We start from the raw sequence: 21,220 nt of genomic DNA, 5'->3' as shown, positions 1-21,220 counted from the left end.
CCTGGCACGATGGCGCTGGCGCAGGTGTGCTCCAACGCGCTGGGCAAGCAGTTGATCGACCGGCGTCGGCCACCGAAGGAACGTCCCACGGACGGGGTCCCGGGCCGCCAGTCGCTTGGCGAGCCATCGGTCCCCCGCGCGCAGCCCGGCCGACACTCTCGTGCTCAAGGTGTGCCCCGCCCGGCTCGGCCGCGCCGCGGTCGGTCGAGGCCGTGCGAGGCACAGGGGCGGAGCGACCGGCTCAGGCGGCTTGGGCGTGGGGTGCTGGCCGGGGATCCGGCGTGGGGTGCCAGCCGGGCACCCGGCCATTCAGTCCTCCGGCGGAGCCGCCGGGGGCAGCCGGTCGTCGGGGACTACATGCATGGCCGCCTCCTCGGCGCCCGCCGCTCCGCCGTCGATGCCCTCGTCCTCGGCGACGAGTTCCTTGGTGGTGTCCGTCCGGACGCCCTCGTCGGGTGCCACGAGGCGGCCCGCGCGATCCGATCCGGCCTCCGGATCGACGGGTTCGCCCTCCCCGCCCGGGAGGTCGCCGATACCGTCCCCGGCCGGGACCTCCACGTCGGGCACCTCCTGCCGCAGTCTGTCGTCGAGGGACTCGCCCTCGTGCTGCTCGGCGGCCGTGGTGCCGCGCTTGGTGACGCCCAGCGGCCTCTCCGGCGGCGAGTAGCCCTCGTCCAGCATGTCGTCGTACGTGCGTTCGTCGATCGCGTCCTGCAGATCGAGGGGCGTGGCGTCCTCCTGCTCCTCGTTGCCACCGGTGGGCTGGTAGGCATCGTCCGCCATGTTCTCCTCGCTCATGATCGCCTCCGGGGGTGGTCGGCCGGTTCGTGTCTCCGTGCGGAGTACCGGGTTCCACGGGGTGTCACACCTCCGTGCCGTGATCGCCACCCTCGCCCCCCTCGTAGCGTCGGCTCGGGACAGGTAGGGCCGTCCGGGGAGTACGGGCCTCGGCCGTCCGTGCGGTGGCCGTTCCGTCCGCGTTACCGGCCGACCCGGGCGGGCACTCGGGTCCGCATGAAACCGAGTCCTCGCACTCCCCTGGCCGACAGCTCTCTCGCGGCCCTGGTCAAGGGCTACACCTGGCTGCCCGACCGCCGGCGCCGCACCGCCGGTCCCCTGGTCCGCGCCCGACTGACGGGACGGCACACCGTCGCCCTGTGGGGCCCGGAGGCCGTGCGGTTCTTCTACGACGAGCGGCACGTGGAACGGGCGACGGCGTTGCCCGGCCCGGTGCTGAGCACCCTGTTCGGCCACGGCGCCGTGCACACCCTGGACGGTCCGGCCCATCGCGTGCGCAAGGAGATGTTCCTGTCGCAGCTCACCGGCCCGAAGGCGGTCTCCGACCTGGTGGATCACGTCGGCGCCGCCTGGGACGCGGCCGCGGAGTCGTGGCCCGGCCGCCGCTCGGTCGTTCTGTTCGACGAGGCGAGCCGGGTGCTCGCGCTGGGTGTCTGCCGGTGGGCCGGGATCCCCCTGGACGAGGCCGCCGCCGTCGACACGGCCCGGGACATGGTCGCCATGGTCGACGGGTTCGCCACACCGGGGCGCCGGCACTGGCGGGCCCGCCGACACGGCCCGCGACATGGTCGCCATGGTCGACGGGTTCGCCACACCGGGGCGCCGGCACTGGCGGGCCCGCCGGGCCCGCGACCGCAGCGAGGCCTGGCTGGAGGGACTGGTGCGCGACATCCGCGAGGGCGCCGCCACCGCGCCTCCCGGATCGCCGCTGGACACGGTGGTCCGGCACCAGGACGCCGACGGCCTGCCCCTCGACCCGCACACGGCCGCGGTCGAGCTCCTCAACATCGTGCGCCCCACCGTCGCGGTGTGCTGGTTCGTCGCCTACGCCGGTCACGCGCTGCGGCTGCGGCCCGACGTCAAGGAGCGGCTCGCCGAGGACGACACCGAGTACGCCGTGGCGTTCGCCCACGAGCTGCGGCGGTTCTACCCGTTCGCTCCCTTCGTCGGCGGACTGGCCGTGACCGACCTGGAGTGGCGGGGCGAGCCGATCCCGGCGGGCGCCATGGTCCTGCTCGACCTGTACGGGCAGAACCACGACCCCGACCTGTGGGATCTCCCGTACACCTTCGAGCCGCAGCGCTTCCTGGAGCGGCCGCCCCGCCGCGACGACCTGGTGCCGCAGGGCGGCGGCGACCGCACCACCGGTCATCGCTGCCCCGGCGAGGATGTCACCGTCGCGCTGCTGCGGGCCCTCGGGCCGAGGCTCGCCCGGCTCTCGTACGAGGTGCCGGCCCAGGACCTGCGGATCCCGCTGACCCGGATGCCGGCGCGCGTACGCAGCGGCTTCGTCATGGAGTCGGTGCGGGTGCCTACTCGGGTGCCCGCACCCGAGTAGGCAGCACACGACGCGCGACCGCGCCTCCCGGACCCGACGGGGCGCGGTCCTCCCGTCAGGCCGCGGTCCTCCCGTCAGGCCGCGGTCGTCTCGCGGGCGATCCTGCGGCCCGCGACGGCCGCACCCGCGCCCAGCACCGCGACGACGGCCGTCCTGCGCAGCGCCGTGCGCCGTCGGCCGCCCCAGCCGCCGTGCACGGCTCCTTCGCCGGGAGCGGGCACGTGCAGCGTTCCGTGGGTGGCCGGGGCCGGTTCGTCGTGGGAGAGATGTGTCCTGTCGGTCTGCCGGGCCATCACCCGCTCCGCCAGCGCGGGATTCCTGCGTGCCCGGCGCACCAGGGCCCGCCCGGCGGAGCCGACCACCACTTCCCGGTGCGGGTGACGGACCAGGTCGACGACCGTTCTGGCGACCCGCTCGGGGCTGTGGACGGGCGGCATGGCGACCACCTTGCGCCCGGTGTAGTTGGCCGACTGCTCGAAGTGCGGGGTGTCGATGGTCGCGGGCATCACCGTGCACACCCGCACGCCCTTCACCCCCTCCACCCGCAGCTGCTGCCGCAGACTCGATCCGAAGCCCTGGACCGCGTGTTTGGACATGCTGTACGGGTGGCTGTAGGGCTGGGCGACCGCTCCCACGATCGAGGAGATGTTGACCAGCGTGCCTCGCCCCTGCGCCCGCATCACCGGCAGAACCGCGCGCGCCCCGTGCACATAGCCCATCACGTTGACGTCCAGGACCCGGCGGAAGTCCTCCAGCGGTACGTCCTCGAACCGGCCGAAGGCGTTGACGGCCGCGTTGTTGACCCAGACGTCGATCCGGCCGAACTCCTCCACCGCGCGCCTCGCCAGGTCGTCGACCGCCTTGGCGTCCGTCATGTCGGTCGGCACGACCAGCGTCCGCACCCCACGGTGCGTCTCGCACTCCCGGGCGGTCGCCTCCAGCGCCTCCTCCCGGCGGGCAGCGAGCACCACGGCGCACCCCTTGCGCGCGAAGGCCTCGGCCGTGGCCCTGCCGATCCCGCCGGACGCTCCCGTCACCACCACCACGTGTTCCCGCAGCCGCATGGCGTACCTCCTCGGTTCCGATGTCCCGGACGTGTCGCGTCCGGCTCCGGCCCCGAGTACCCGAAACCGTCGATTCACCTCGGCGGCGGCGGAGCGCGCCCCTCCGGTAGGCAGCCCCTCGTGGGGATGGCGCGGGAGCGGGCGGGCGGTGAGGATGCTCCCTCGCACCACGCATCCCGCGGTGGGTCGAAGGGGGCTCTTGATGGGTTCGCACGCGGCACCGAAACGTCGTGGACGGGCGCTGGGGCCGTCCGTGGTTCTCCTGCTGCTGGTGGCGCTCGTCGGCGTTCCCCGTGCCGAGGGAGCGCCGGTGTCGGCGGACGCCTGCCGTGTCTCGAGCACCGAGCTGCCCCGGGGCGACTGCGGGCCGTTCTGGCAGGTCCTCGCGGAGGACTTCGACGGCGACCGGGTGCCGCTCGGCGGATTCAGCGACTGCGAGCACCGGGTCGACACCTCCGCCGCGCACTGCGGGGGCCTGCGCGGCGCCTACCGCGACACCTGGTGGGCGTACCCGACGGGCTGGCGCGACACGGCGAACGACCGGGGCCGGGACGTCGTGGGTGTCTACCACCCGGAGGACACCGTGCGCGTGGGCCCTGCGGAGAACGGAGACGGCCGTATGTTCATCCGGATGTGGCGGCCCGCCGACGGAGGTCCCGTGCACGCTGCGGCGGTGGTACCCCGTGCGGTCATGCAGATGAAGTACGGCAAGTACAGCGCCCGTATCAAGGTGACGAAGCTCGCGCCGGGGTACAAGTCGGCCTGGCTGCACTACGGCGGCGGCTGCGAGATGGACCATCCCGAGGGTGAGTGGACCGGCGGTCTCACCGCCTTCCACCATCCCTGCGGCGGCGGGGAGCAGGGCTACTTCCCGGGCGGCGACGACTGGACGGACTGGCACACCGTGTCGACGGAGTGGACGCCCGGCCATGTGCGGTTCTACGTGGACGGGCGGCTGGTGGGGCACGACACCCGGGGCGTGCCGGACCGGCCGCTGTCGTGGGTGCTGCAGAACGAGAGCGCCCTGGAGGGGCCGGGCGCGGCCCCGGGCAGCAGCGCCCAGCTCGACATCACCTGGGTCGCGGCCTACGCGTACGGATGGAAGTGACCGCCCCGTCCCGGCCGGGCGGCGCTTGCCCGGGCCGCGCGCCCGGCGCACGCTGGTCGTATGGCTGCGCACGAAGGCCCCGGCCCCACGCTCATCACCTCCGTGCAGCGGGCCTTCCGCCTGCTGGAGGCGGTGAGCGCCCATGAGAACGGCGCGCCGGCCAAACAGCTCGCACGGGAGACCGGGCTGCCGCTGGCGACCGCCTACCACCTGCTGCGGACCCTCGTTCACGACGGCTACCTGCGGAAACTGGCCGACGGCGGGTTCGTCCTCGGCGACAAGGTGACGGCGCTGCACACCACCGGCAGGGGGCAGGCGCTGCTCAGCCGGGTCCGGCCGACGCTCGCCGCCCTGCGGGACGAGCTGACCACCGCCGCGTACCTCACCTTCTACGAGGACGGTGAGATCCGGGTCGCCGAGATCGTGGACAGCGCCCGGGCGCCCCGGGTGGACCTCTGGGTGGGGTTCGAGGACGCCGGGCACGCCACCGCGCTGGGCAAGTCGGTCCTGCGCGAACTGGACGAGGAGTCCCGCAAGGACTACCTCTCCCGGCACCGCCTGGCCGACCTCACCCCGCGGACCATCACCGACGCCCCGGAGCTGCTGCGCCGGCTGGACTCCTCTCCCGTCGCGCCGGCCGTCACGGACCTGGAGGAGTACGCCCTCGGCACGGTCTGCGTCGCGGTCCCCGTGTACAGCGGGGACACGCTCGGTTCGCTCGGCGTCTCGCTGCGGGCGGACCGGCTCTCCCGGCTCGACGAGGTCAGGGCCCGGCTGCTGCCGACCGCGAGCCGGGTGACCAGGGGCCTGTCGCTCACTATCTGAAAATCACCTCCTTGTGGCACCGGAGCCCGATCGCCTTTCCTGGATGAAACGGACAATTACGGAGTGCATGCTCCACGCACAGGTGAGGACTGCGGGCGAAACATGAGTCACACCCGAGAGCTCGGCGGCGACCACGGGCCGATCCGGCCGTCCAGGAGACGACCCGCCGCCCGGGGGACGGCGGCCCGGAGCCGGATCGCCGGGCAGCTGGCCTCCGGGACGCCCGTACTGCCCGTACTTCCCGTACTGATCGTTTCCGCCGTCGTGGTCGTCGGACTGTTCGGCGGGGCGGCCGGGCTGACCTGGCTGCCGCTGCTCGCCGCCGGGCCGGCGCTGGCCGCCACCACCAGCGGGCCGGGGGGCGTCCTCTGTGTCGGGCTGCTCGCCGGGGTGGCGGGCACGACGCTCGGGGTCCGCGAAGGGGCGCCGGGCCGTGAGCTGGCGGCCGTGCTGTCCGCGCTGGCGGCGGTCACCCTGGCGAGCGGCCTGGCCGGCGCGTTGCGGGGGCGCCGGGAGCGGGTCCTCGCGGCCGTCCGCTCGGTGGCCGAGGCCGCCCAGCACGCGCTTCTCCAGCCGGTGCCGGCGGTCGTCGGCCCGTTCCAGGTGGCCGTCCGCTACAGCGCGGCCGCCGCCGAGGCCCGGATCGGCGGGGATCTGTACGCGCTCGTGCCCACTCCCTACGGGGTGCGGCTGATCGTGGGCGACGTGCGCGGCAAGGGGCTGCCCGCGGTGGGGGTCGCCGCCCTGGTGGTCGGGGTGTTCCGCGAGGCGGCGTACGAGGAGCCCGATCTGCTCGCCGTCGTCGACCGGATCGAACGGAGCCTCGCCCGCAACCTGCGGTGCGACGACTTCGTCACCGCCGTGGTCGCCGGGCATCCCGAGCCGGATCGGCTGGAGCTGGTCAACTGCGGGCACGCGCCGCCGCTGCTGGTGCACGGCGACGACGTGGTGCCCGTGGAGCCGGCCCGTCCGGCGCCGCCCCTCGGGCTGCGGGCCCTCTCGGGCGAGACCCCCGCGCTCCAGACGCTGCCCTTCGCCGACGGTGACCAACTGCTGCTCTACACCGACGGGGTCACGGAGGCCCGGGACCGGCACCGGGAGTTCTATCCGCTCACGGAGCGGCTGGCCCACCATCTGTCCGAGGAGCCCGCACACACGCTCACGGGCCTCCACGACGAACTGCTGGAACACGTGGGCGGCCGCCTCCACGACGACGCGGCCCTGCTCCTCCTCCGCAAGCCGCCCACGCCGGCCCCGGCGCCCTCGGCGACTCCGGCGGCTCCGACGGCCGTGCTGGGCCCCGGCACCCGATCGCGGCTGCCCTGACTCAGCGTCACGTCGGCGAGAAGTCGTACACGGCGAAGTCGCCGACCTGGACGTATCCGAGGCGCACGTAGAGCGCGTTGCTCGTGGCGTTGTCCAGGTCGGCGAAGAGCAGGACCTCCCGCGCACCGGCGGCCGACGCGGCACGGCTCGCCTCGGCGGTCACCGCACCCGCGTATCCACGACCGCGCAGGTGAGCCGGTGTGTACACGGTCGTCACCCGCACCTGGCCGGCGATCACCGGGGTCACGCCCGCCACGGAGACGGGTTCGCCGTCCGAGGTCTCCCAGAGGGTGACGCGGCCGTCGGCGAAGCGGGCGGGGGCGGCCTCGGAGCGCTCCTGTCCGACGGCGGCGGCGAACTCGTGGTACCAGCGGACGAGTCGCTCACGGTCCCGCGGCCCGGCCACCCGGCTCCGGCCCGGCGGGAGCGGCCGCGGCGGGGTGAGGGCACCGAGGCGATACAGACGTCGGCGTGCGGACAGTGTCGGCAGCGCACCGGTGTGCCGGTGCCAGGCGTGGGCGAAGGCGGACGCGGTGTCGAGGTCCGCGCTGACACCGGGGAGGCGATGGCCGAGGGCGGCCAGCCGGGCGGCGAGGGCGTCGGCCTCCTCAGGAGTGAGCGGGGTGAGGTTCAGCTGGTGGGGCGGCGTGCGGAAGCAGGTGGCGCGGACCTCGCCCGCCCGTTCCAGCCGGCCGAGAACAGGGGCCTCGGCGCCGTAGGTGTCCGCCCCGAAGACGCGCAGCGTCTCGGTGACCGTCAACTGCACGGTGTGCGGGGCGGGACGCGAGCGCAGGAAGTCCCCGGCTCGGGCGAGGAAGTCGTCGACGTCGTCGGTGAGATGCCAGGAGCCGGCACCGACACCGACACCGTCATCGTCGTCGTCGGCGCGGCTGCCGTCGTCCGGGGGCGTCATTCGTGGTGTGTCGTCGTCCGGTACGCCTGGTGGCGCACATCGGGGTCGGCGTGGCGCCGGAGCAGGCGCAGCAGTGAGCGCCACTCCTCGGTCCAGCCGAGGGAGAGGCCCCTCCCCCGCACCAGGCCGACGGCCAGGAGGCCGGTCGCGGTGCCGCCGTCGCGGGCGAAGTCCTCGGCGGCGGTCAGCAGGGTCCGGGCGCACTGCGGAGAGCGATGCGCCGACGACATCCGCAGCAGGTCGGAGGTCTGTTGCGCGGCGCTCACCCCGATGCCCTCGAACGCCGCCGCGAGGTCCAACAGCCGCGCGAGCAGCACGGTCGGTTCCACGGCGCGGTCGGCCAACTGCCCCAGCAGATCGGCACGTTCGGGGGCCAGCAGCGGTTCGTCCGCGAGCTGCGCGGCGATCGCCTCCAGCAACTCCGCGCGGACGCCCGCGATGTAGGCGAACGACGTCAGATGACGCAGCCTCTGCACCGCGGGGATGTCCCGGCCCTCCTCCGCCTCACCACCGCCCTCCGGCGTGTGCGCCGCCGCCAGCAGCTCGGCCACCGCGCCGTGGAACACGCTGCCGGGCGCGGCACCGCCCACGGGGTGCGGTAGTCCGGAGACGGCCAGATCCCTCAGGGTCCGCGCGGCGTAGCTCCAGTTCGTCCGGTCGTCGAGATCGCTGACGGTCCGGGAGATGCGGTGGGCGAGTTCGGGTGAGTAACGGCACCACACTCCCATGGCATTCAGCACGAAGAGGCCGAGGTAACCGTCGGCGTGCGCGAGGGACCTGTCGTACCCCGCGAGGACCACGGCGGCGTACGCGCGGCGGTGTGGCTCGGCCAACTCCCAGGGGGTGACGGTCAGCAGGGCTTCGTGCACGGGGTCGGCGTCGTCGCGTGCCGCGTCCTCGAGCAGGGCCCGGGCCTCCGGCTCGTCGAGCAGCGGGGGCAGGGCGCGGACGACGGCGGCCCGTACGTCCGGGTGGCGGTCGGGGGCGTGGAAGGCGCGCGCCAGCAGGGGCACCGCGAGCCGGGGCGGCAGGAAGCGGGCGGCGAGCCGTACGGCCTCCTTGCGGGAGGTGACCTTCGCGGGCTGCTCCCCGGTGAGCAACGGGCCCAGGGCGTGGGCGAGCCGGGTCGGGGCGGTGAAGCGGGCGGCGCCGGCCGCCGCGTACACGGCGACCCTGGCGCGGTCGCCGTCGGCCCGGTCGAGCAGTGCCGGCAGGGCGTCGTGGGGCCGGTCGGTCCGGGGCAGGGCGGCGAGGGCGGCCTCGACGACGACCACGTCCGGGGCGTCCGTGTGCGCGAGCGCCAGGGCCCGCCCGAACTCGGGCACCGGGGCGGCGGCCAGGATCAGGGCGGCCCGCTCGTCGAGCGGCAGCGAACGGTCCGCGATCGCCTCTCCGGCCAGCCGGACCGCCGCCCGCTGCTGGCGCGGCAGCCAGCGGTCGCTGTCGCCGAGGTCCGGCAGCGGGCGCCGGGCGCCGTCCGCCAGGAAGCGGCCGTGGGGCGGGGTGTCTGCCAGCAGGACGTCCAGCAGGTCCGTGCGTCGCCGGGACAGCACCTGGCGTACGGGAGGGAGGACGGCCGCCGACGGTTCGCGGGCGACGATGCGGGCGACCCGTTCGTCGCGGGTGGCCGGTGCGGCCAGCCACAGCCGGGCCGCCGCCTCGACGGTCTCGTCGTCGCCGTGTGCCACGGCCGTGGCCAGCCGGTCCTGGAGTTCGGGCAGGCGCCGGGCGCGCGGCCCCAGGGCTGCGGCCAGCCCCAGCAACAGCCGGAAGTCGGCCCGCCCGGCCCCGGCGTCGAGCCAGGGGCGCAGGGCGTCGAGGACCTGGTGCTCCTGCCCTCTGCGCAGCTGACGACGGAGCGGCCCGAGGTCGGGCACCCCGACCCGCTCGGTGATGCGCACCAGCACCCGCAGGGCCCACTCGCGTGGACCGGCCTCGGGTCCCACGCCCCCGTCGGCACCGGTCCCACCGCCCCCGGCGTGTTCGACGAGCAGCCGTACCGCCAGTGTGCGCAGTGCCGTCAAGGTGTCCGACGACGTGTCCCGTGCCTCCAGGACGCCGGTGGCGATCGCGTCGAGCGGCGGGGTGTCGTCCGGGGCGAAGACGCGCGGGTGCGTTTCGGCGAGCGCGCCGAGCGCGGCGGCGCGGACGGGGTCCCGCTCGTTGCGCAGCCGCCGTCCGGCCGTCGTCAGCACCTCGGTGATCGCCGTACGGCTGCCGTCCCGGGCGGCGCAGGCCACGAACAGCGGCCAGGCGGCGGCCCGGTCCTCGGCTTCGGACCGGCCGATCGCGGCCAGCAGTGCGGGGCGTGCCTCGTCGAGCGGGCCGTGGGCGAGGATGTCCAGCTCCTCCCACCAGTGGTCCGTGCCGTCGAACGCGGCCGCCGAGCGCCGCACCTCCGCCCAGCGGCGCTCGCGCGGCAGCAGTCCGAGGACGGCGTCCGCGGCGCCCCCGCCGACCGCGTCCACGAACGCGGGGCGTCGGCCGGGGGCCATGGCTCTGACCAGGGCGGCGAAGCGGGGGCCGCGATTCAGCCAGTGCCGGCCCAGCGCGATCAGTGAGGCGGGCTCGGCCTGGACGAGCGCGCGCAGCGCGGCGGGAGGCGGCACCCGCTGTTGGTGCCGGCTCTCACGGTCGGGGTGGGTCAGCCAGCGGATGACGCGTTCGGCGTCGGCGGTGGCGAGCGGGGCGAGTCCGCGGCTCAGCGCGGGCGGCAGGCCACCGGGGCCGTGCCGCTCCAGCAGGGTCAGCACCCGCTCGGGGCGCAGGGGCGCGAGCGCCGCGACCGTGGTGGCGTGCAGCCGCCACCAGTGGTCGCGCTGCTCTCCGCCCGCCCGGTCGGCCAGGGTCCGTTCGGCGTGGTCGAGCACCGGGTCGGGGTGCCGGGACGCGAGCCGGGTCCAGCCGTCGACGGCGTGGGCGAGGGCGGGCAACTCCCGTGCCACGAAAGGGGCGGAGCAGGCCGGCAGCAGCCGGGCGGCCTCGGCGTCGCCCCACTCGGCGCGCAGCCTGGCCACCATCCGCTCGGCGAGCGCGGTGCGCCCTCCGGCAGCCGGCAGACGGGCGAGCCGCTGCCGCAGCACGGCGGGCGCGTCGTCGTAGGCCGCCTCCACGGCCCGGTCCGGTACGGGCAGGTCGCGCACGGCGCGCCGCGCGTACCCGGCGACCACCGGGTCCGGGTCGGCCAGCCGTGCCGCGAGGAACTCCGCGTCCCGTCCGACGAGGGCGGCCAGTGCCGCGAGCCGGCGTTCGTAGGGGCCACGTCCGTCGAGGTCGGCCAGGAGCGGGGCGAGTGTCCCCTCGTCCGCGAGCCCGCGGGCGGTCCGTGCCGTCAGGGTGAGGCGTGCGGGGAACGGCAACGGCGCGAGGGCGGACAGCAGTTGCTCCGCGGTGGTCGGCATGCGGCCGATTGTGCCCGGCACGATCCGCTCCCGCGATCGATTATGCGCGGCCGGGACGGGCCTGCCCGTGGCTGCGGACGGGGATCGCGCGGCACCTCGCGCCCGCCTCGCGGGCCTCGCCGCCGGCTACCGTCGGCTCCGTATCAGCAGGTGGAGGAAGTACGGCGTGCCGATCACCGCGGTCATCAGGCCGGCGCCCAGCTGGGCGGGGGCGATCACCGTGCGGCCGAGGAGGTCCGCCGTGCAGACGAGCGTGGCCCCGAGGAGCACGGCGACGGGAACCACCCGGACATGGCGCCGGCCCACCAGGGCCCGCGCCGCGTGCGGTGCGACGAGACCCACGAAGCCGATGGTGCCGGCGGAGGCGACGGCGGTCGCGCTGAGCAGGACGGCCACGACCAGGAACCCGAGGCGTGCGCGGGACACCCGCAGACCCAGCAGGAGGGGGGTGTGTTCGTCCAGGGAGACGAGGTCCAGCTCGGTGCGGCGGGCGACCGCGACGACGAGTCCCACCGCCACCACGCACGCGACGGGCAGCACGTCCGGCAGGGTCCGGCCGTACGTCGAACCGGACAGCCAGGTCAGCGCCTTGGTGGCGTTGAAGGGGTCGGTGAGCACGATCAGCAGGCTGATCAGCGCCGTCGCGGCGGCGGCCACGCCGATCCCGACGAGGACCAGCCGGTTCTGCTGGTAGCCGCCCCGGGCGGCGAGCCCGAAGACGACCACCGAGGCGAGGGCGGCGCCCGCGAACGCGGCGCCCGCGACGCCCCAGCCGCCGACGACGGGCACGGTGGTGACGAGCAGAACGGCGCCGAGGGCCGCGCCGCCGGAGACGCCCAGGATCGCCGGTTCCGCGAGCGGGTTGCGGGTCACGGCCTGCACCAGCGTTCCGGACAGGGCGAGGGCCGCGCCCGCGCAGAGGGCAGCGAGGACCCGCGGCACACGGGTGTCGAGCACGAACGACACGGTCCGGCCGGCTCGTCCCTGCGCCCAGTTCGCGACATCGCCGAGCAGGAGCTTGGTGTCGCCGAGCAGGACGCCGGCGACGGTGACGCCGGCCGTCACGGCGACGAGGACGGCCAGCGTGACCAGGAACGTCGTACGGCTGGGGATGCGCAGCCGGTCGGGCGCCTCGGCTCCGGAGGTGTCCCGCAGCCGCAGCGCCATCACCACCAGGAACACGGCGCCGACGAGGCTGGTGACGACACCGGTGGGGACGGCGACCGCCGTGTCGGAGGGGACGAGGGCGCGCAGCAGGACGTCCGACCCGAGGACCAGTCCGGCCCCCACCAGGCCGGCCACGGGCAGGGAGCCCCGGGTGCGCGCGAAGCCCCGGAAGCGGCGGGCGAGGGGCCGCACCAGGGCCGGTGCGCACAGGCCGACGAAGCCGATGGGTCCGGCGAGGGTGACGGCCGCCGCGGACAGCAGGGTCGCGAGGACGACGACCGTCACCCGGGTCGCACGGACGGGGACACCGAGGCCGCGCGCGGTGTCGTCGCCGAGAGCGAGCGCGTCGATCCGACGGGCCGTCAGCAGCAGTCCGGTGAGCCCGGTCACGGCGACCGGGAGCATCTGCAGGACGCCGTCGAAGCCGTTCTGGCCGATGCTGCCCTGGTTCCACTGGTAGAGGCCCTCGGTCTGCTGCGGGAAGAGCAGCAGCAGGCCCTCGGTGAGGGAGTTCAGGCCCAGCATCAGGGCGGTGCCGGCGAGCACGAGCCGTACGGTGCCCGTGCCGACGCCGGAGAGGGAGAGCACGACGGCCGCCGCGAGCAGTCCGCCCACGAAGGCGACGCCGGAGGAGGCGAGCAGGGGCAGCGAGACGCTGGTGACGCCGACGATGCCGAGGGCCAGGTAGGCCCCGGCGTTCACGGCGAGGGTGTCGGGCGAGGCGAGGACGTTGCGGCTGACGGCCTGGAGCACGGCGCCCGCGACACCGAGCAGGACGCCGACGAGGATGCCGGCGGTCATCCGGGGCAGCCGGGAGGCGATCACGACGGACGCGTCGCCCGGGTCGGCCCGCCCGGTCAGGGCCTTGAGCACCTCGGCGGGGCCGACGGCGGCGGTGCCCTGGGTGAGGTCGACGACGGCGAGGGCGGCGACCAGGAGGACGAGCGTGGCCGTCACCGCGGCCGCGCCCGTCCGGGTCGCCGCTGTCGACGGACGGGTGGCGGGGGAAGTCGCGGTGACGGCCATGGCTCCGTGCTTCTGCTTCGTCTCTTCTGCTGCTTCTCTGCCGCCCGGTCCCTGTTACTTCGTCAGCGCCTCGACGAGGGCGTCGATGTACGCCTCCATCGACCCGGGGCCACCGAACATCCAGATCCCGTCGGGCAGTCGGTGCAGGTCACCGGACTTCACGAAGGCGAGGGACTTCCATACGGCGTTCTTCGCCAGCTCGTTACCGAAGGGGTTGCTGGTCTCGTCCTCGTCGTTGCCTATGTAGGCGAACTGGACGTCCTTCGGCAGGCCAGTCAGACCCTCGACGTCGGTGGTGCCGAGTCCGTAGTCGGCGTCGCCCTTCACCTTCCAGGCGTTCTTCAGACCGAGCCGCTCGTTGACGGCGCCGATCAGCGAACCGCTGGTGTACGGGCGCAGGGAGACCTGGTTGGAGGCGACGTAACCGTCGGCGAAGGCGATGTCCGTGCCGTCGAGACCGGCGTCGGCGAGGGCCTTCTTGCCTTCGGCGACCTTGGCCTCGAAGCTCTTGCGGGCGGTCTCGGCCTTGTCGGTGGTCCCGGTCGCCTTGGCGATGAGATCGAGGTTGTCCAGCATCTGCCCGATCTGGTCGGAGGCGTCGGCGGACTGGATCCCCAGCACGGGGGCGATCTCGCGCAGTTGCTTGACGGCGGCGGGCGCCAGGTCGGAGGAGGCCACGATGAGGTCGGGCTCGAGGGAGGCGATGGTGTCCATGCTGGGCTCGCCGCGCGTGCCGATGTCCTTGGGCTCGCTCTTCAACGGGACCGCCTGGTCCCAGGTCCTGTACCCCTTGACGTCCGCGACGCCGACGGGGTCGACGCCGAGGGTGAGGAGGAACTCGACCTCGTTCCACTCGGTGGCGACGACCTTGGTGGCCGGGCCGTCGAGTTCGACCTTCTTGCCGGTGGAGTCGGTGAGGGTGATGGCCTCGGAGGCCTTCGCGGTCTTGTCGGCGGCGGGCTCGGTGGTGCCGCAGGCGGCCAGGGCGAGTGCCGCGACGGCGGTGACGGCGGGGAGCAGGAGACGTCTCATGAGGTGGAGCGGAGCCTTTCGCTTCGGGTGGTGCGGGTGTGGTGACGACCGATCGGGCGGGTGCGCAGTCGGCCGGTGAGGGGGTCGGTGTCGACATCGATGCGGATGCCGTAGACGGCGGTGAGCCGTTCCGGTGTGAGGACGTCCTCGGGGCGGCCCTCGGCGACGATCCGGCCCGCTTCGAGCAGGGCGATCCGGTCGGCGACGGCCGCCGCCTGGTCGAGGTCGTGCAGGACGACGCCGACGGCGATCCCGTGGTCGTCCGCCAGGTCGCGGATCAGGTCGAGGAGTTCGACCTGGTAGCGCAGGTCGAGATAGGTGGTGGGCTCGTCCAGCAGGAGCACGCCGGTCTCCTGGGCGAGACAGCCGGCGAGCCACACCCGCTGCAACTGCCCGCCGGAGAGATGGTCGGCGCCGCGCTCGGCGAGGTCGGAGACGCCGGTCAGGGCGAGTGCCCGGTCGACGGCGGCGGTGGCGTCGGGGTCCCTGCGGCCGAAGCGGCCCCGGTAGGGGTAGCGGCCGAACTCGACGAGGTCCCGCACGGTCAGTCCGCTCGGTGTGGGCCGCCCCTGGGTCAGCAGGGCCACGTGTCGCGCGAACTCACGGGAGCTCAGGGCGAGTCCGTCGGTGTCGGCGTCGATCCTGAGCGTGGCCCGGCGCGGCCGTTGCAGCCGGGCGACGGTCCGCAGGAGCGTGGACTTGCCGCTGCCGTTGGGACCGACCAGGACGGTCACCTCGCCGGGCCGGAGGGCGATCGCGACATCGTGCACGACGTCGACGCCGTCGTACGACACGGTCACGCCCGTGGCCGACAGTGCGTGCCCGCGGAGCCTCGGGGTGTCGGCTGCTTCCTCACCTGATCTCACAAGCAAAGGTTAGCCTAACCTAATTAATGGCCGACAGAGGGCCCCGAAGGCCGGATTCAGCCGGTCAGCCACGATCGCGGATCCCACACACCGGAGCGGCGCAGGGACCGCGGGCAGTGCAGACAGATCTCGTCGATCTCCAGGACCAGCGCCAGGACGGGCCGCCGGTCGTCCAGCGTCATCGCGTCGAAGAACGGGGCGTCGGTGAGGATCCGCGCCCGGCCGTTGATCCGCAGGACCTCCTTGGAGCCGGGGATCAGATACAGCAGGCCGGCGTGCGGGTTGTCGAGGATGTTGTGGAGGCTGTCGCCGCGCCGGTTGCCCGGCCGGTCGGGCAGGGCTATCACTCCGGGGCCGACGACACGGGTGAAGCCCGGCGCGTCCCCGCGCGGGGAGACGTCGCAGCCACCCCGCGCGTCGGAGGTGGCCAGCAGACAGAACGGGGAGCGGGCCAGGATGTCCCGGTCCTGGTCGGTGAGCCGGTCGTGGACCTTCTCGATCACCACGGGCCAGGGCTCGCCCAGCAGTTCACGCAGGGCCTCGCGCGACTCGAGCCCGACCCACCCCTCCTCACTCCACCCGTCCCCGCTCCGCCCGGCGCCGGTCTCGATCGTGCGCGGCAAGGCCGACCCCCAAGGTGTGTAGGTGCACCGATAGACGCACCTCGCACATTAACCGAAGTTAGGGCAGCCTTACCTCAGGGCGGGTCGGGGTCGTCGAGGAGGCCGGCACGGGAGAGACGCGCGGGCGTCCGGTGCGGGGCGGGAGGGACACGGCCCGCGATGGCACTCAGAAGCGCACCGGCAGGTCGAGCAGGCCACGGGCCCGCATGGACGGTCGCCAACGCACCTCGTCCGGCGCGATGTCGAGGGCCAGGTCGGGGAACCGGTCCAGGAGCGCGGCGAGAGCGATCTCGGTCTCCATCCGGGCCAGCGGCGCGCCGAGGCAGTAGTGGATGCCATGGCCGAGGGCGAGATGCCCGCTCGCGTCGCGTCCGACGTCGAGCCGGTCGGGGTCGGCGAAGCGGTGCGGGTCCCGGTGCGCGGCGGCCAGGGACAGCAGCACGGTCTCACCGGCCGGCACGACCACCCCGCCGAGGGTGACGTCCTCGACGGGAAAGCGCCGGATGGCCAGCGGCACCGGACCGTCGTAGCGGGCCAACTCCTCGATCGCGTCGCCCAGTCGACCGGGTTCGGCGCGCAGCGCGCGCAGTTGGCCGGGGTGGGTGAGCAGGGCCAGGGTGGAGTTGCCGATGAGGTGGACGGTGTTCTCGTATCCCGCGAAGAGGATCAGGAAGGCGAGGGACATGAGTTCGTCCTCGCTCAGCCGGTCCTCGTCGTCGCGCACCGCGATCAGGGCGGAGAGCAGGTCGTCCGACGGCTCGGCGCGCTTGCCCGCGATGAGCCGGGTGAAGAAGCCCAGCATGTCGCGGACGGCTTCCTTCGCGCGTTCCGGTCGTGCCGGGTCGGGGGCGATCAGGGTGTCGGTCCAGGAACGGAAGTCGTGCCGGTCGTGCGGGGCGACGCCGAGCAGGTCGCAGATCACGGCGATCGGCAGGGGTGCGGCGTACGAGGCGATCAGGTCGGCGCGCCCGTGCGGTGCGACGGCGTCGAGCAGTGCGTCGGCGGTCCGCCTGATGGGGTCGCGCAGCCGGGCGACGCGGCGCGGGGTGAACGCCTGGGACACCAGGCGCCGGATGCGGGTGTGGTCCGGCGGGTCCATGTTCAGCAGGTTCGCGTCCAGCGCCGGCGGCAGCGCGAGCCCGTGGTAGCCACCGGGGGTCGCGTTGCGTTTGTCGAGCGAGAGCCGGGGGTCGGCGAGGGCCTGGCGTACGTCGTCGTACTGCGTGACGAGCCAGGCCGGCAGCCCGTCCGTCCCGGTGATCCGGTGCACGGGGCCGGCCTCCCGGAGCCTCGCGTAGACCGCGTAGGGGTCCGCGACGAGTTCCGCGGGGTCGACGAGGGGCGGCTGTTCGGGCGTGGTGGTGGACATGGGTCTCCACCCTAGTGAGGACCGGCCCGGAAACGGCGCCGCGACGGCAGGAGTTCGACCGGTCCGTCCGTCGTCCGGGCCGCTCGGAACCCGTCGGGCGCGGTGTTTGTTCGGCAGGTCAAACGGCGGATCGCGAGACCTCACCAATATCTTCCGCACCACTTGACGCACCCCTTGTGACTGCGTAGACATGACAGCGCAGTCAGGACGAGGAACGGCTGACAACGCCCCCGCGTCCGCATCCCGCACGACCGGGGCCGGGAACGCACACGTGCCCGACTCCGGTGGACCGACCGACGTCGCGACGACGATCCGGTCCGTCCTACGTCGCCTCGGCCCCGGACCCGTGAGACATGCGTGTCCCCGTTCCCGCCGACACCGGCGCCCCACCCTCGCCTCGTGGCCGAGCCCCGGCACCACCGTGTGCATCCCCAGAAGGAGGAACCGTGCAACGACGCACTGTGAGAAAGGCGCTGGGAACGTTCGCCGCGGCGTCCGCGCTGCTGGCCGTCCCCGCCTCCGGCGCGCAGGCGTACAACCCGACGGGCGGCACCCTGTACCAGCTCGGCAGCGAGCCGTGCCTGAAGGGCCGCGGCAACTGCGCCGTCTACCCCAAGTCGGCGCAGCTGCCGAGCGGGAGACTGGTGGCCGCGTTCGAGAAGTCCACGGTCGTCACGGCGACGGGCAGCGCCGACAGACAGACCCTCCCGGTCTACAGGAGCGACGACGACGGCACGTCCTGGCAGCCGTTGTCGGAGGTCAAGGCACCGGCGTACCTCTCCGGCGACGCCAGGTACACGAAGTACACCAGCAACTGGACCAACCCGTACCTCTACGTCCTCCCCCAGGACGTCGGGGACCTGAAGCAGGGCACCCTGCTCCTCGCGAGTGTCGTCTCGGGCGACGACCACTACTACAAGGAGCACAAGGCCGCCGACCCGAACTGGACGCCGTCCAACGACGGTGACCGCAAGGACCTGGCGATCGCCCTGTACTCCAGCACCGACGACGGCGCGACCTGGTCCATCCTCAACATCGTCGCGACCGGCGGCTGGCAGGGCGGCAGCGCGGGCGCCACGGGCCAGAACATCGCCGCCGCCAACACCGACAAGCAGGTCGACCCGCTCTGGGAGCCGTACCTGATGGTCCACAAGGGCCAACTCGTCTGCTACTACTCCGACGAGAACGACTACACGGGCTTCAACGCCACCACGGGCGTCCCGACCCTCGACCCCGCCAACGACACGGCCAAGGACTCCCTGGGCCAGATCCTGGTGCACAAGACCTGGGACGGCCGCAGTGCGAACTGGAGCGCACCTGTCGTCGACATCGCCGGGCTGACCCAGGACATGGGCGGCGGCAAGACGGAGATCGGCGGCGGCCGGCCCGGCATGACCAACGTCGTCCGCACCACGGACGGCAAGTGGCTGCTCACCTACGAGTACTGGGGCGGCGGAGCGAACACCCGGTACCGGATCGCCGACGACCCGCTGAAGTTCTACACCGGCTCACCCACCGGAACGGGTGTCAACTCGCTGCCGGTCGACACCGGTTCGCGCGCGCTCTCGATGAACGGCAGCCCCGTGATCATCCGACTCCCCGGTGGCCGACTGCTCTACAACGCCGCGGGCAGCGGCAACGTCTGGGTCAACGAGACCGGGCGCAGCGACGGGACGTGGAAGGAGTACCAGACCACCTCCCAGGCCGGCTACAGCCGCAGCCTCCAGTACGTCGAGGGCACCGGCCGCGTCTCGATCCTCAACAACCAGGGCACCTCCACCCTCAAGTTCGCCGAGGTCGACCTCGGCCGCAGCGACGGCGCCTACTACCAGCTGGTGAACCGCAGGACCGATCAGGTGATCGGCACCGGCAACAAGACCAACGACGCCAACCTCGGCAACGGCGACGTCCCCGACGTGCGCCTGGAGGCCCCCGGCTCGGCGGCGAACGCGGACACCCAGTTCTGGCACGTGGTCACCGAACCCAACGGCGGCGTGACCCTGCTGAACAAGGCGGGCGGGCGCGCGGCGGCCGTCTGGACCGGGAACGCGACGGCCGGGCAGCGGATCGGCCAGTGGGTGGACAACAGCGGCACCGGCAGCTGGACCCTCGTCAAGACCGCTGACGGCTTCTACCGGCTGCGGTCCGTCAAGAACACCAGCCTGTACCTGACCGGCGCGTCCGCCGGGGCCCCGCTGACGCTGCAGGCGGCGTCGACGGACGGCTCGCAGGACTGGGAGCTGGTCCAGTAAGGCCCCACCCGCTCCCCGCGCCCGCGGGGAGCACCTCCCCTCCCCTTGAACCCCTCCATCCCCCTTCAACTCCCCCTTCGCGGAGGCGAGTTCTCGCACGACGGGATCCCCGCCACTGCAGACAGCTGCTGTGCGGTACGGCAGGAGGTCTGCTGGCCTCGCCGGCGGGACCGCCGCAGGCCCGCGCCGCCTCCTCGGCCGCCACGTACACGGCACCGACGACTCCGCCTGGACGGCGGTCAACACGCCCCACACGTGGAACGCGGCCGACGGTGCCGACGGTGCCGACGGCGGGAACGACCACCACCGCGGGACGGGCTGGTACCGCGGCCACTGCACCGTGCCCTCCGACCTGGCCGGCAAGCGGCTCTACCTGCAGTTCGCGGGGGTCAACCAGGTCGCGGACGTCTGGGTCAACGGAAGGCATCTGCATCGCTGGCCCGCACGCCGTTCGACCCTGGAGCCGAGCGCGTCCGCCGGCCGAACGGGGCCGTCCCCGCCCGCTGTGTGCGGCCGTCCATCTGGACCATCGGCGGGCGACGACACCCCGCGCGGCTGCCGACGGAGCACGGTGCTGCCGCTGCCGGAGGGCTACCTTGTGACCGGGACGACCATCTCATCGGGAGTAAGCCATGGGCCTCATCCACATCGAACTGTTCGCGACCCTCGACCTCGTCGGACAGGCGCCCGGCGGCCCCGACGAGGACCCGGAGGGCTTCCCGTTCGGCGGCTGGCAGGCCCCCCTGCTGGACGAGGTGGCGGGGGCACAGATCGGTGCCGCGTACGAGGACACGGACGCACTCCTGCTCGGCCGGCGGACGTACGACATCTTCGCCGCCTACTGGCCGCACCAGAAGGGCGGCGAGGACGGCGCGATCGCCGACCTCTTCAACCGAGTGCCCAAGTACGTGGCCTCCCGCGGAGAACCCGACCTCTCATGGGCCGGGTCCACACAGCTCGGCCCGGATCTGGCCGCCGCGGTGCGCGAGATCCGTGACCGGCACGAGCACGTGAAGGTCGTCGGGAGCCTGGACCTGGTGCAGAGCCTCCTGCGCGAGAAGCTCTTCGACCGTCTCGACCTCTGGGTGCACCCGATCGTGCTCGGCGTAGGGAAGAAGGTGTTCGACGGCGGCGAGGTGCCGACGAACCTCACACTCCTCGAACCACCGGCGGCCGGCCCCAAGGGCACCGTGTACCTGCGCTACGGACTCGCCGACGGCACCCCCGGCACGGGGGACATGAGCGCTCCCGATCGCGGCGTCGGGCACACCGACCTGCGGATCAGGCGGTGAGGCGCGGGGAGGGACCGAGGACGGGGCCCCACCGGCTGTCTCCGGACGGTGAATACACGGTGTGCCCTCATCTGGGCAGCGGTGACAAGATCACCGCTTCTGTCTCCTGACCACTCGGTCGCACATCGGACAGACGGGAAGCGGGAGCAACGTCACGGACCCACGCGGCGGGAATTACGGACAGCAGGCACGCCATTTCGCGCCCAGGGCCGTGATCGACGGCGTGGCGCTCGCCGAGGCGCAGGAGCAACTGGCATGGGCAGTCCTCGGGGTTGTGTTGGTGGCTGGCTTGCCGCCGTGCAACATCGAGGCGGCCGCGGACGGGGAGGAGACCGGCGTGGCCCTGGTGCCGGATGGCCACGGCGCGCCCGTCCACCCCACGCGGGTACTGCACCTGACGGACGCCGAAGTCGCCGCGTGGGCCAGCGACCAGGAGACCGAGACGCGCTGACCCCTGCCGCACCGAAACGGACGGCCGATTGAAGCTCCTATTGCTGTCAAGCGGTCTGGATCCAGTCGCGGTAGGCGTGAGCGAGGTCGTCGTCTCGGCTGAGGCCTCGTTCAAGTCGGGAGATGGTGGTGGGCCAGACCCCGAAGTGC

The 21,220-nt window shown here is 73.5% G+C and carries 16 protein-coding genes and 2 pseudogenes; 8 read left to right on the top strand and 10 right to left on the bottom strand.

Going from position 1 to position 21,220, the window contains the following annotated elements; genetic code table 11:
* Nucleotides 1-309: 309 nt before the first annotated feature.
* Together HW837_RS36215 and HW837_RS50490 are read right to left on the bottom strand one after the other, a co-directional pair.
* The gene (locus tag HW837_RS36215) at nucleotides 310-798 is read right to left on the bottom strand and encodes a DUF5709 domain-containing protein (RefSeq protein ID WP_045560379.1); all 489 of its coding nucleotides are present in this window, start codon (nucleotides 796-798) and stop codon (nucleotides 310-312) included.
* A gap of 554 nt (nucleotides 799-1,352) precedes the next feature.
* Complete coding sequence (locus HW837_RS50490; RefSeq protein ID WP_408995502.1) at nucleotides 1,353-1,520, bottom strand: hypothetical protein; 168 nt, start codon at nucleotides 1,518-1,520, stop codon at nucleotides 1,353-1,355.
* Nucleotides 1,521-1,582: 62 nt separating this feature from the next.
* On the opposite strand from HW837_RS50490, the gene HW837_RS50485 reads away from it, so the two are divergent.
* Entirely contained in the window at nucleotides 1,583-2,356 is a 774-nt protein-coding gene (locus HW837_RS50485; RefSeq protein WP_390623612.1) for a cytochrome P450, read from the top strand.
* A gap of 74 nt (nucleotides 2,357-2,430) precedes the next feature.
* On the opposite strand, the gene HW837_RS36205 is transcribed toward HW837_RS50485, so the two are convergent.
* Nucleotides 2,431-3,420, bottom strand: coding sequence for an SDR family oxidoreductase (locus HW837_RS36205; RefSeq protein ID WP_193381186.1), 990 nt, complete (start codon nucleotides 3,418-3,420; stop codon nucleotides 2,431-2,433).
* A gap of 253 nt (nucleotides 3,421-3,673) precedes the next feature.
* On the opposite strand from HW837_RS36205, the gene HW837_RS36200 reads away from it, so the two are divergent.
* The 3 genes from HW837_RS36200 to HW837_RS36190 all read left to right on the top strand — a co-directional run bounded on the left by HW837_RS36200 (nucleotide 3,674) and on the right by HW837_RS36190 (nucleotide 6,679).
* Nucleotides 3,674-4,528, top strand: coding sequence for a glycoside hydrolase family 16 protein (locus tag HW837_RS36200; RefSeq protein ID WP_234442685.1), 855 nt, complete (start codon nucleotides 3,674-3,676; stop codon nucleotides 4,526-4,528).
* 60 nt (nucleotides 4,529-4,588) lie between these two features.
* Nucleotides 4,589-5,353 (top strand): IclR family transcriptional regulator, encoded by a 765-nt coding sequence (locus HW837_RS36195; RefSeq protein ID WP_045560376.1) that lies wholly within the window; start codon nucleotides 4,589-4,591, stop codon nucleotides 5,351-5,353.
* 102 nt (nucleotides 5,354-5,455) lie between these two features.
* Nucleotides 5,456-6,679, top strand: a complete 1,224-nt coding sequence (locus HW837_RS36190) for a PP2C family protein-serine/threonine phosphatase (protein ID WP_052683023.1) — start codon at nucleotides 5,456-5,458, stop codon at nucleotides 6,677-6,679.
* A 7-nt stretch (nucleotides 6,680-6,686) separates the two neighbouring features.
* Here HW837_RS36190 and HW837_RS36185 read toward each other — a convergent pair whose 3' ends face one another.
* The 7 genes and pseudogenes from HW837_RS36185 to HW837_RS36155 form a co-directional block, all read right to left on the bottom strand.
* Nucleotides 6,687-7,592, bottom strand: a complete 906-nt coding sequence (locus HW837_RS36185) for a GNAT family N-acetyltransferase (protein WP_193381185.1) — start codon at nucleotides 7,590-7,592, stop codon at nucleotides 6,687-6,689.
* Nucleotides 7,589-10,993, bottom strand: a complete 3,405-nt coding sequence (locus HW837_RS36180) for a hypothetical protein (RefSeq protein WP_193381184.1) — start codon at nucleotides 10,991-10,993, stop codon at nucleotides 7,589-7,591. The genes HW837_RS36185 and HW837_RS36180 overlap by 4 nt, the downstream gene beginning before the upstream one ends.
* Before the next feature lie 126 nt (nucleotides 10,994-11,119).
* A pseudogene (locus HW837_RS36175) lies at nucleotides 11,120-13,192 on the bottom strand (iron ABC transporter permease); the annotation flags it as partial.
* A 48-nt stretch (nucleotides 13,193-13,240) separates the two neighbouring features.
* Entirely contained in the window at nucleotides 13,241-14,218 is a 978-nt protein-coding gene (locus HW837_RS36170; RefSeq protein ID WP_193381182.1) for an iron-siderophore ABC transporter substrate-binding protein, read from the bottom strand.
* Nucleotides 14,215-15,084, bottom strand: coding sequence for an ABC transporter ATP-binding protein (locus HW837_RS36165; protein ID WP_093789950.1), 870 nt, complete (start codon nucleotides 15,082-15,084; stop codon nucleotides 14,215-14,217). Before HW837_RS36165 ends, HW837_RS36170 begins: the two co-directional genes overlap by 4 nt.
* Nucleotides 15,085-15,140: 56 nt before the next feature.
* Nucleotides 15,141-15,707, bottom strand: a complete 567-nt coding sequence (locus HW837_RS36160) for an MSMEG_1061 family FMN-dependent PPOX-type flavoprotein (protein WP_193381181.1) — start codon at nucleotides 15,705-15,707, stop codon at nucleotides 15,141-15,143.
* Nucleotides 15,708-15,873: 166 nt separating this feature from the next.
* Nucleotides 15,874-17,076 (bottom strand): cytochrome P450 family protein, encoded by a 1,203-nt coding sequence (locus tag HW837_RS36155; protein ID WP_193381180.1) that lies wholly within the window; start codon nucleotides 17,074-17,076, stop codon nucleotides 15,874-15,876.
* 446 nt (nucleotides 17,077-17,522) lie between these two features.
* Here HW837_RS36155 and HW837_RS36150 point away from each other — a divergent pair, with 446 nt between their 5' ends.
* The 4 genes and pseudogenes from HW837_RS36150 (at nucleotide 17,523) to HW837_RS36135 (ending at nucleotide 21,071) form a co-directional block, all read left to right on the top strand.
* Complete coding sequence (locus tag HW837_RS36150) at nucleotides 17,523-19,328, top strand: RICIN domain-containing protein (protein WP_256255031.1); 1,806 nt, start codon at nucleotides 17,523-17,525, stop codon at nucleotides 19,326-19,328.
* 130 nt (nucleotides 19,329-19,458) lie between these two features.
* Nucleotides 19,459-19,722, top strand: a pseudogene (locus HW837_RS36145) (hypothetical protein); the annotation flags it as partial.
* A gap of 238 nt (nucleotides 19,723-19,960) precedes the next feature.
* Nucleotides 19,961-20,620 carry a dihydrofolate reductase family protein gene (locus tag HW837_RS36140; protein WP_193381179.1) on the top strand — a complete coding sequence of 220 codons (660 nt, stop codon included), beginning with the start codon at nucleotides 19,961-19,963 and terminating at the stop codon, nucleotides 20,618-20,620.
* A 211-nt stretch (nucleotides 20,621-20,831) separates the two neighbouring features.
* Nucleotides 20,832-21,071 (top strand): hypothetical protein, encoded by a 240-nt coding sequence (locus HW837_RS36135; RefSeq protein ID WP_193381178.1) that lies wholly within the window; start codon nucleotides 20,832-20,834, stop codon nucleotides 21,069-21,071.
* The last annotated feature ends 149 nt before the right edge of the window (nucleotides 21,072-21,220 follow it).

The sequence above is a fragment of the Streptomyces caniscabiei genome, from assembly GCF_014930365.1.
GTDB lineage: Bacteria > Actinomycetota > Actinomycetes > Streptomycetales > Streptomycetaceae > Streptomyces > Streptomyces caniscabiei.
Note: the sequence above shows the minus strand (reverse complement) of the source record. Positions and strands in the feature narration are given on the sequence as shown.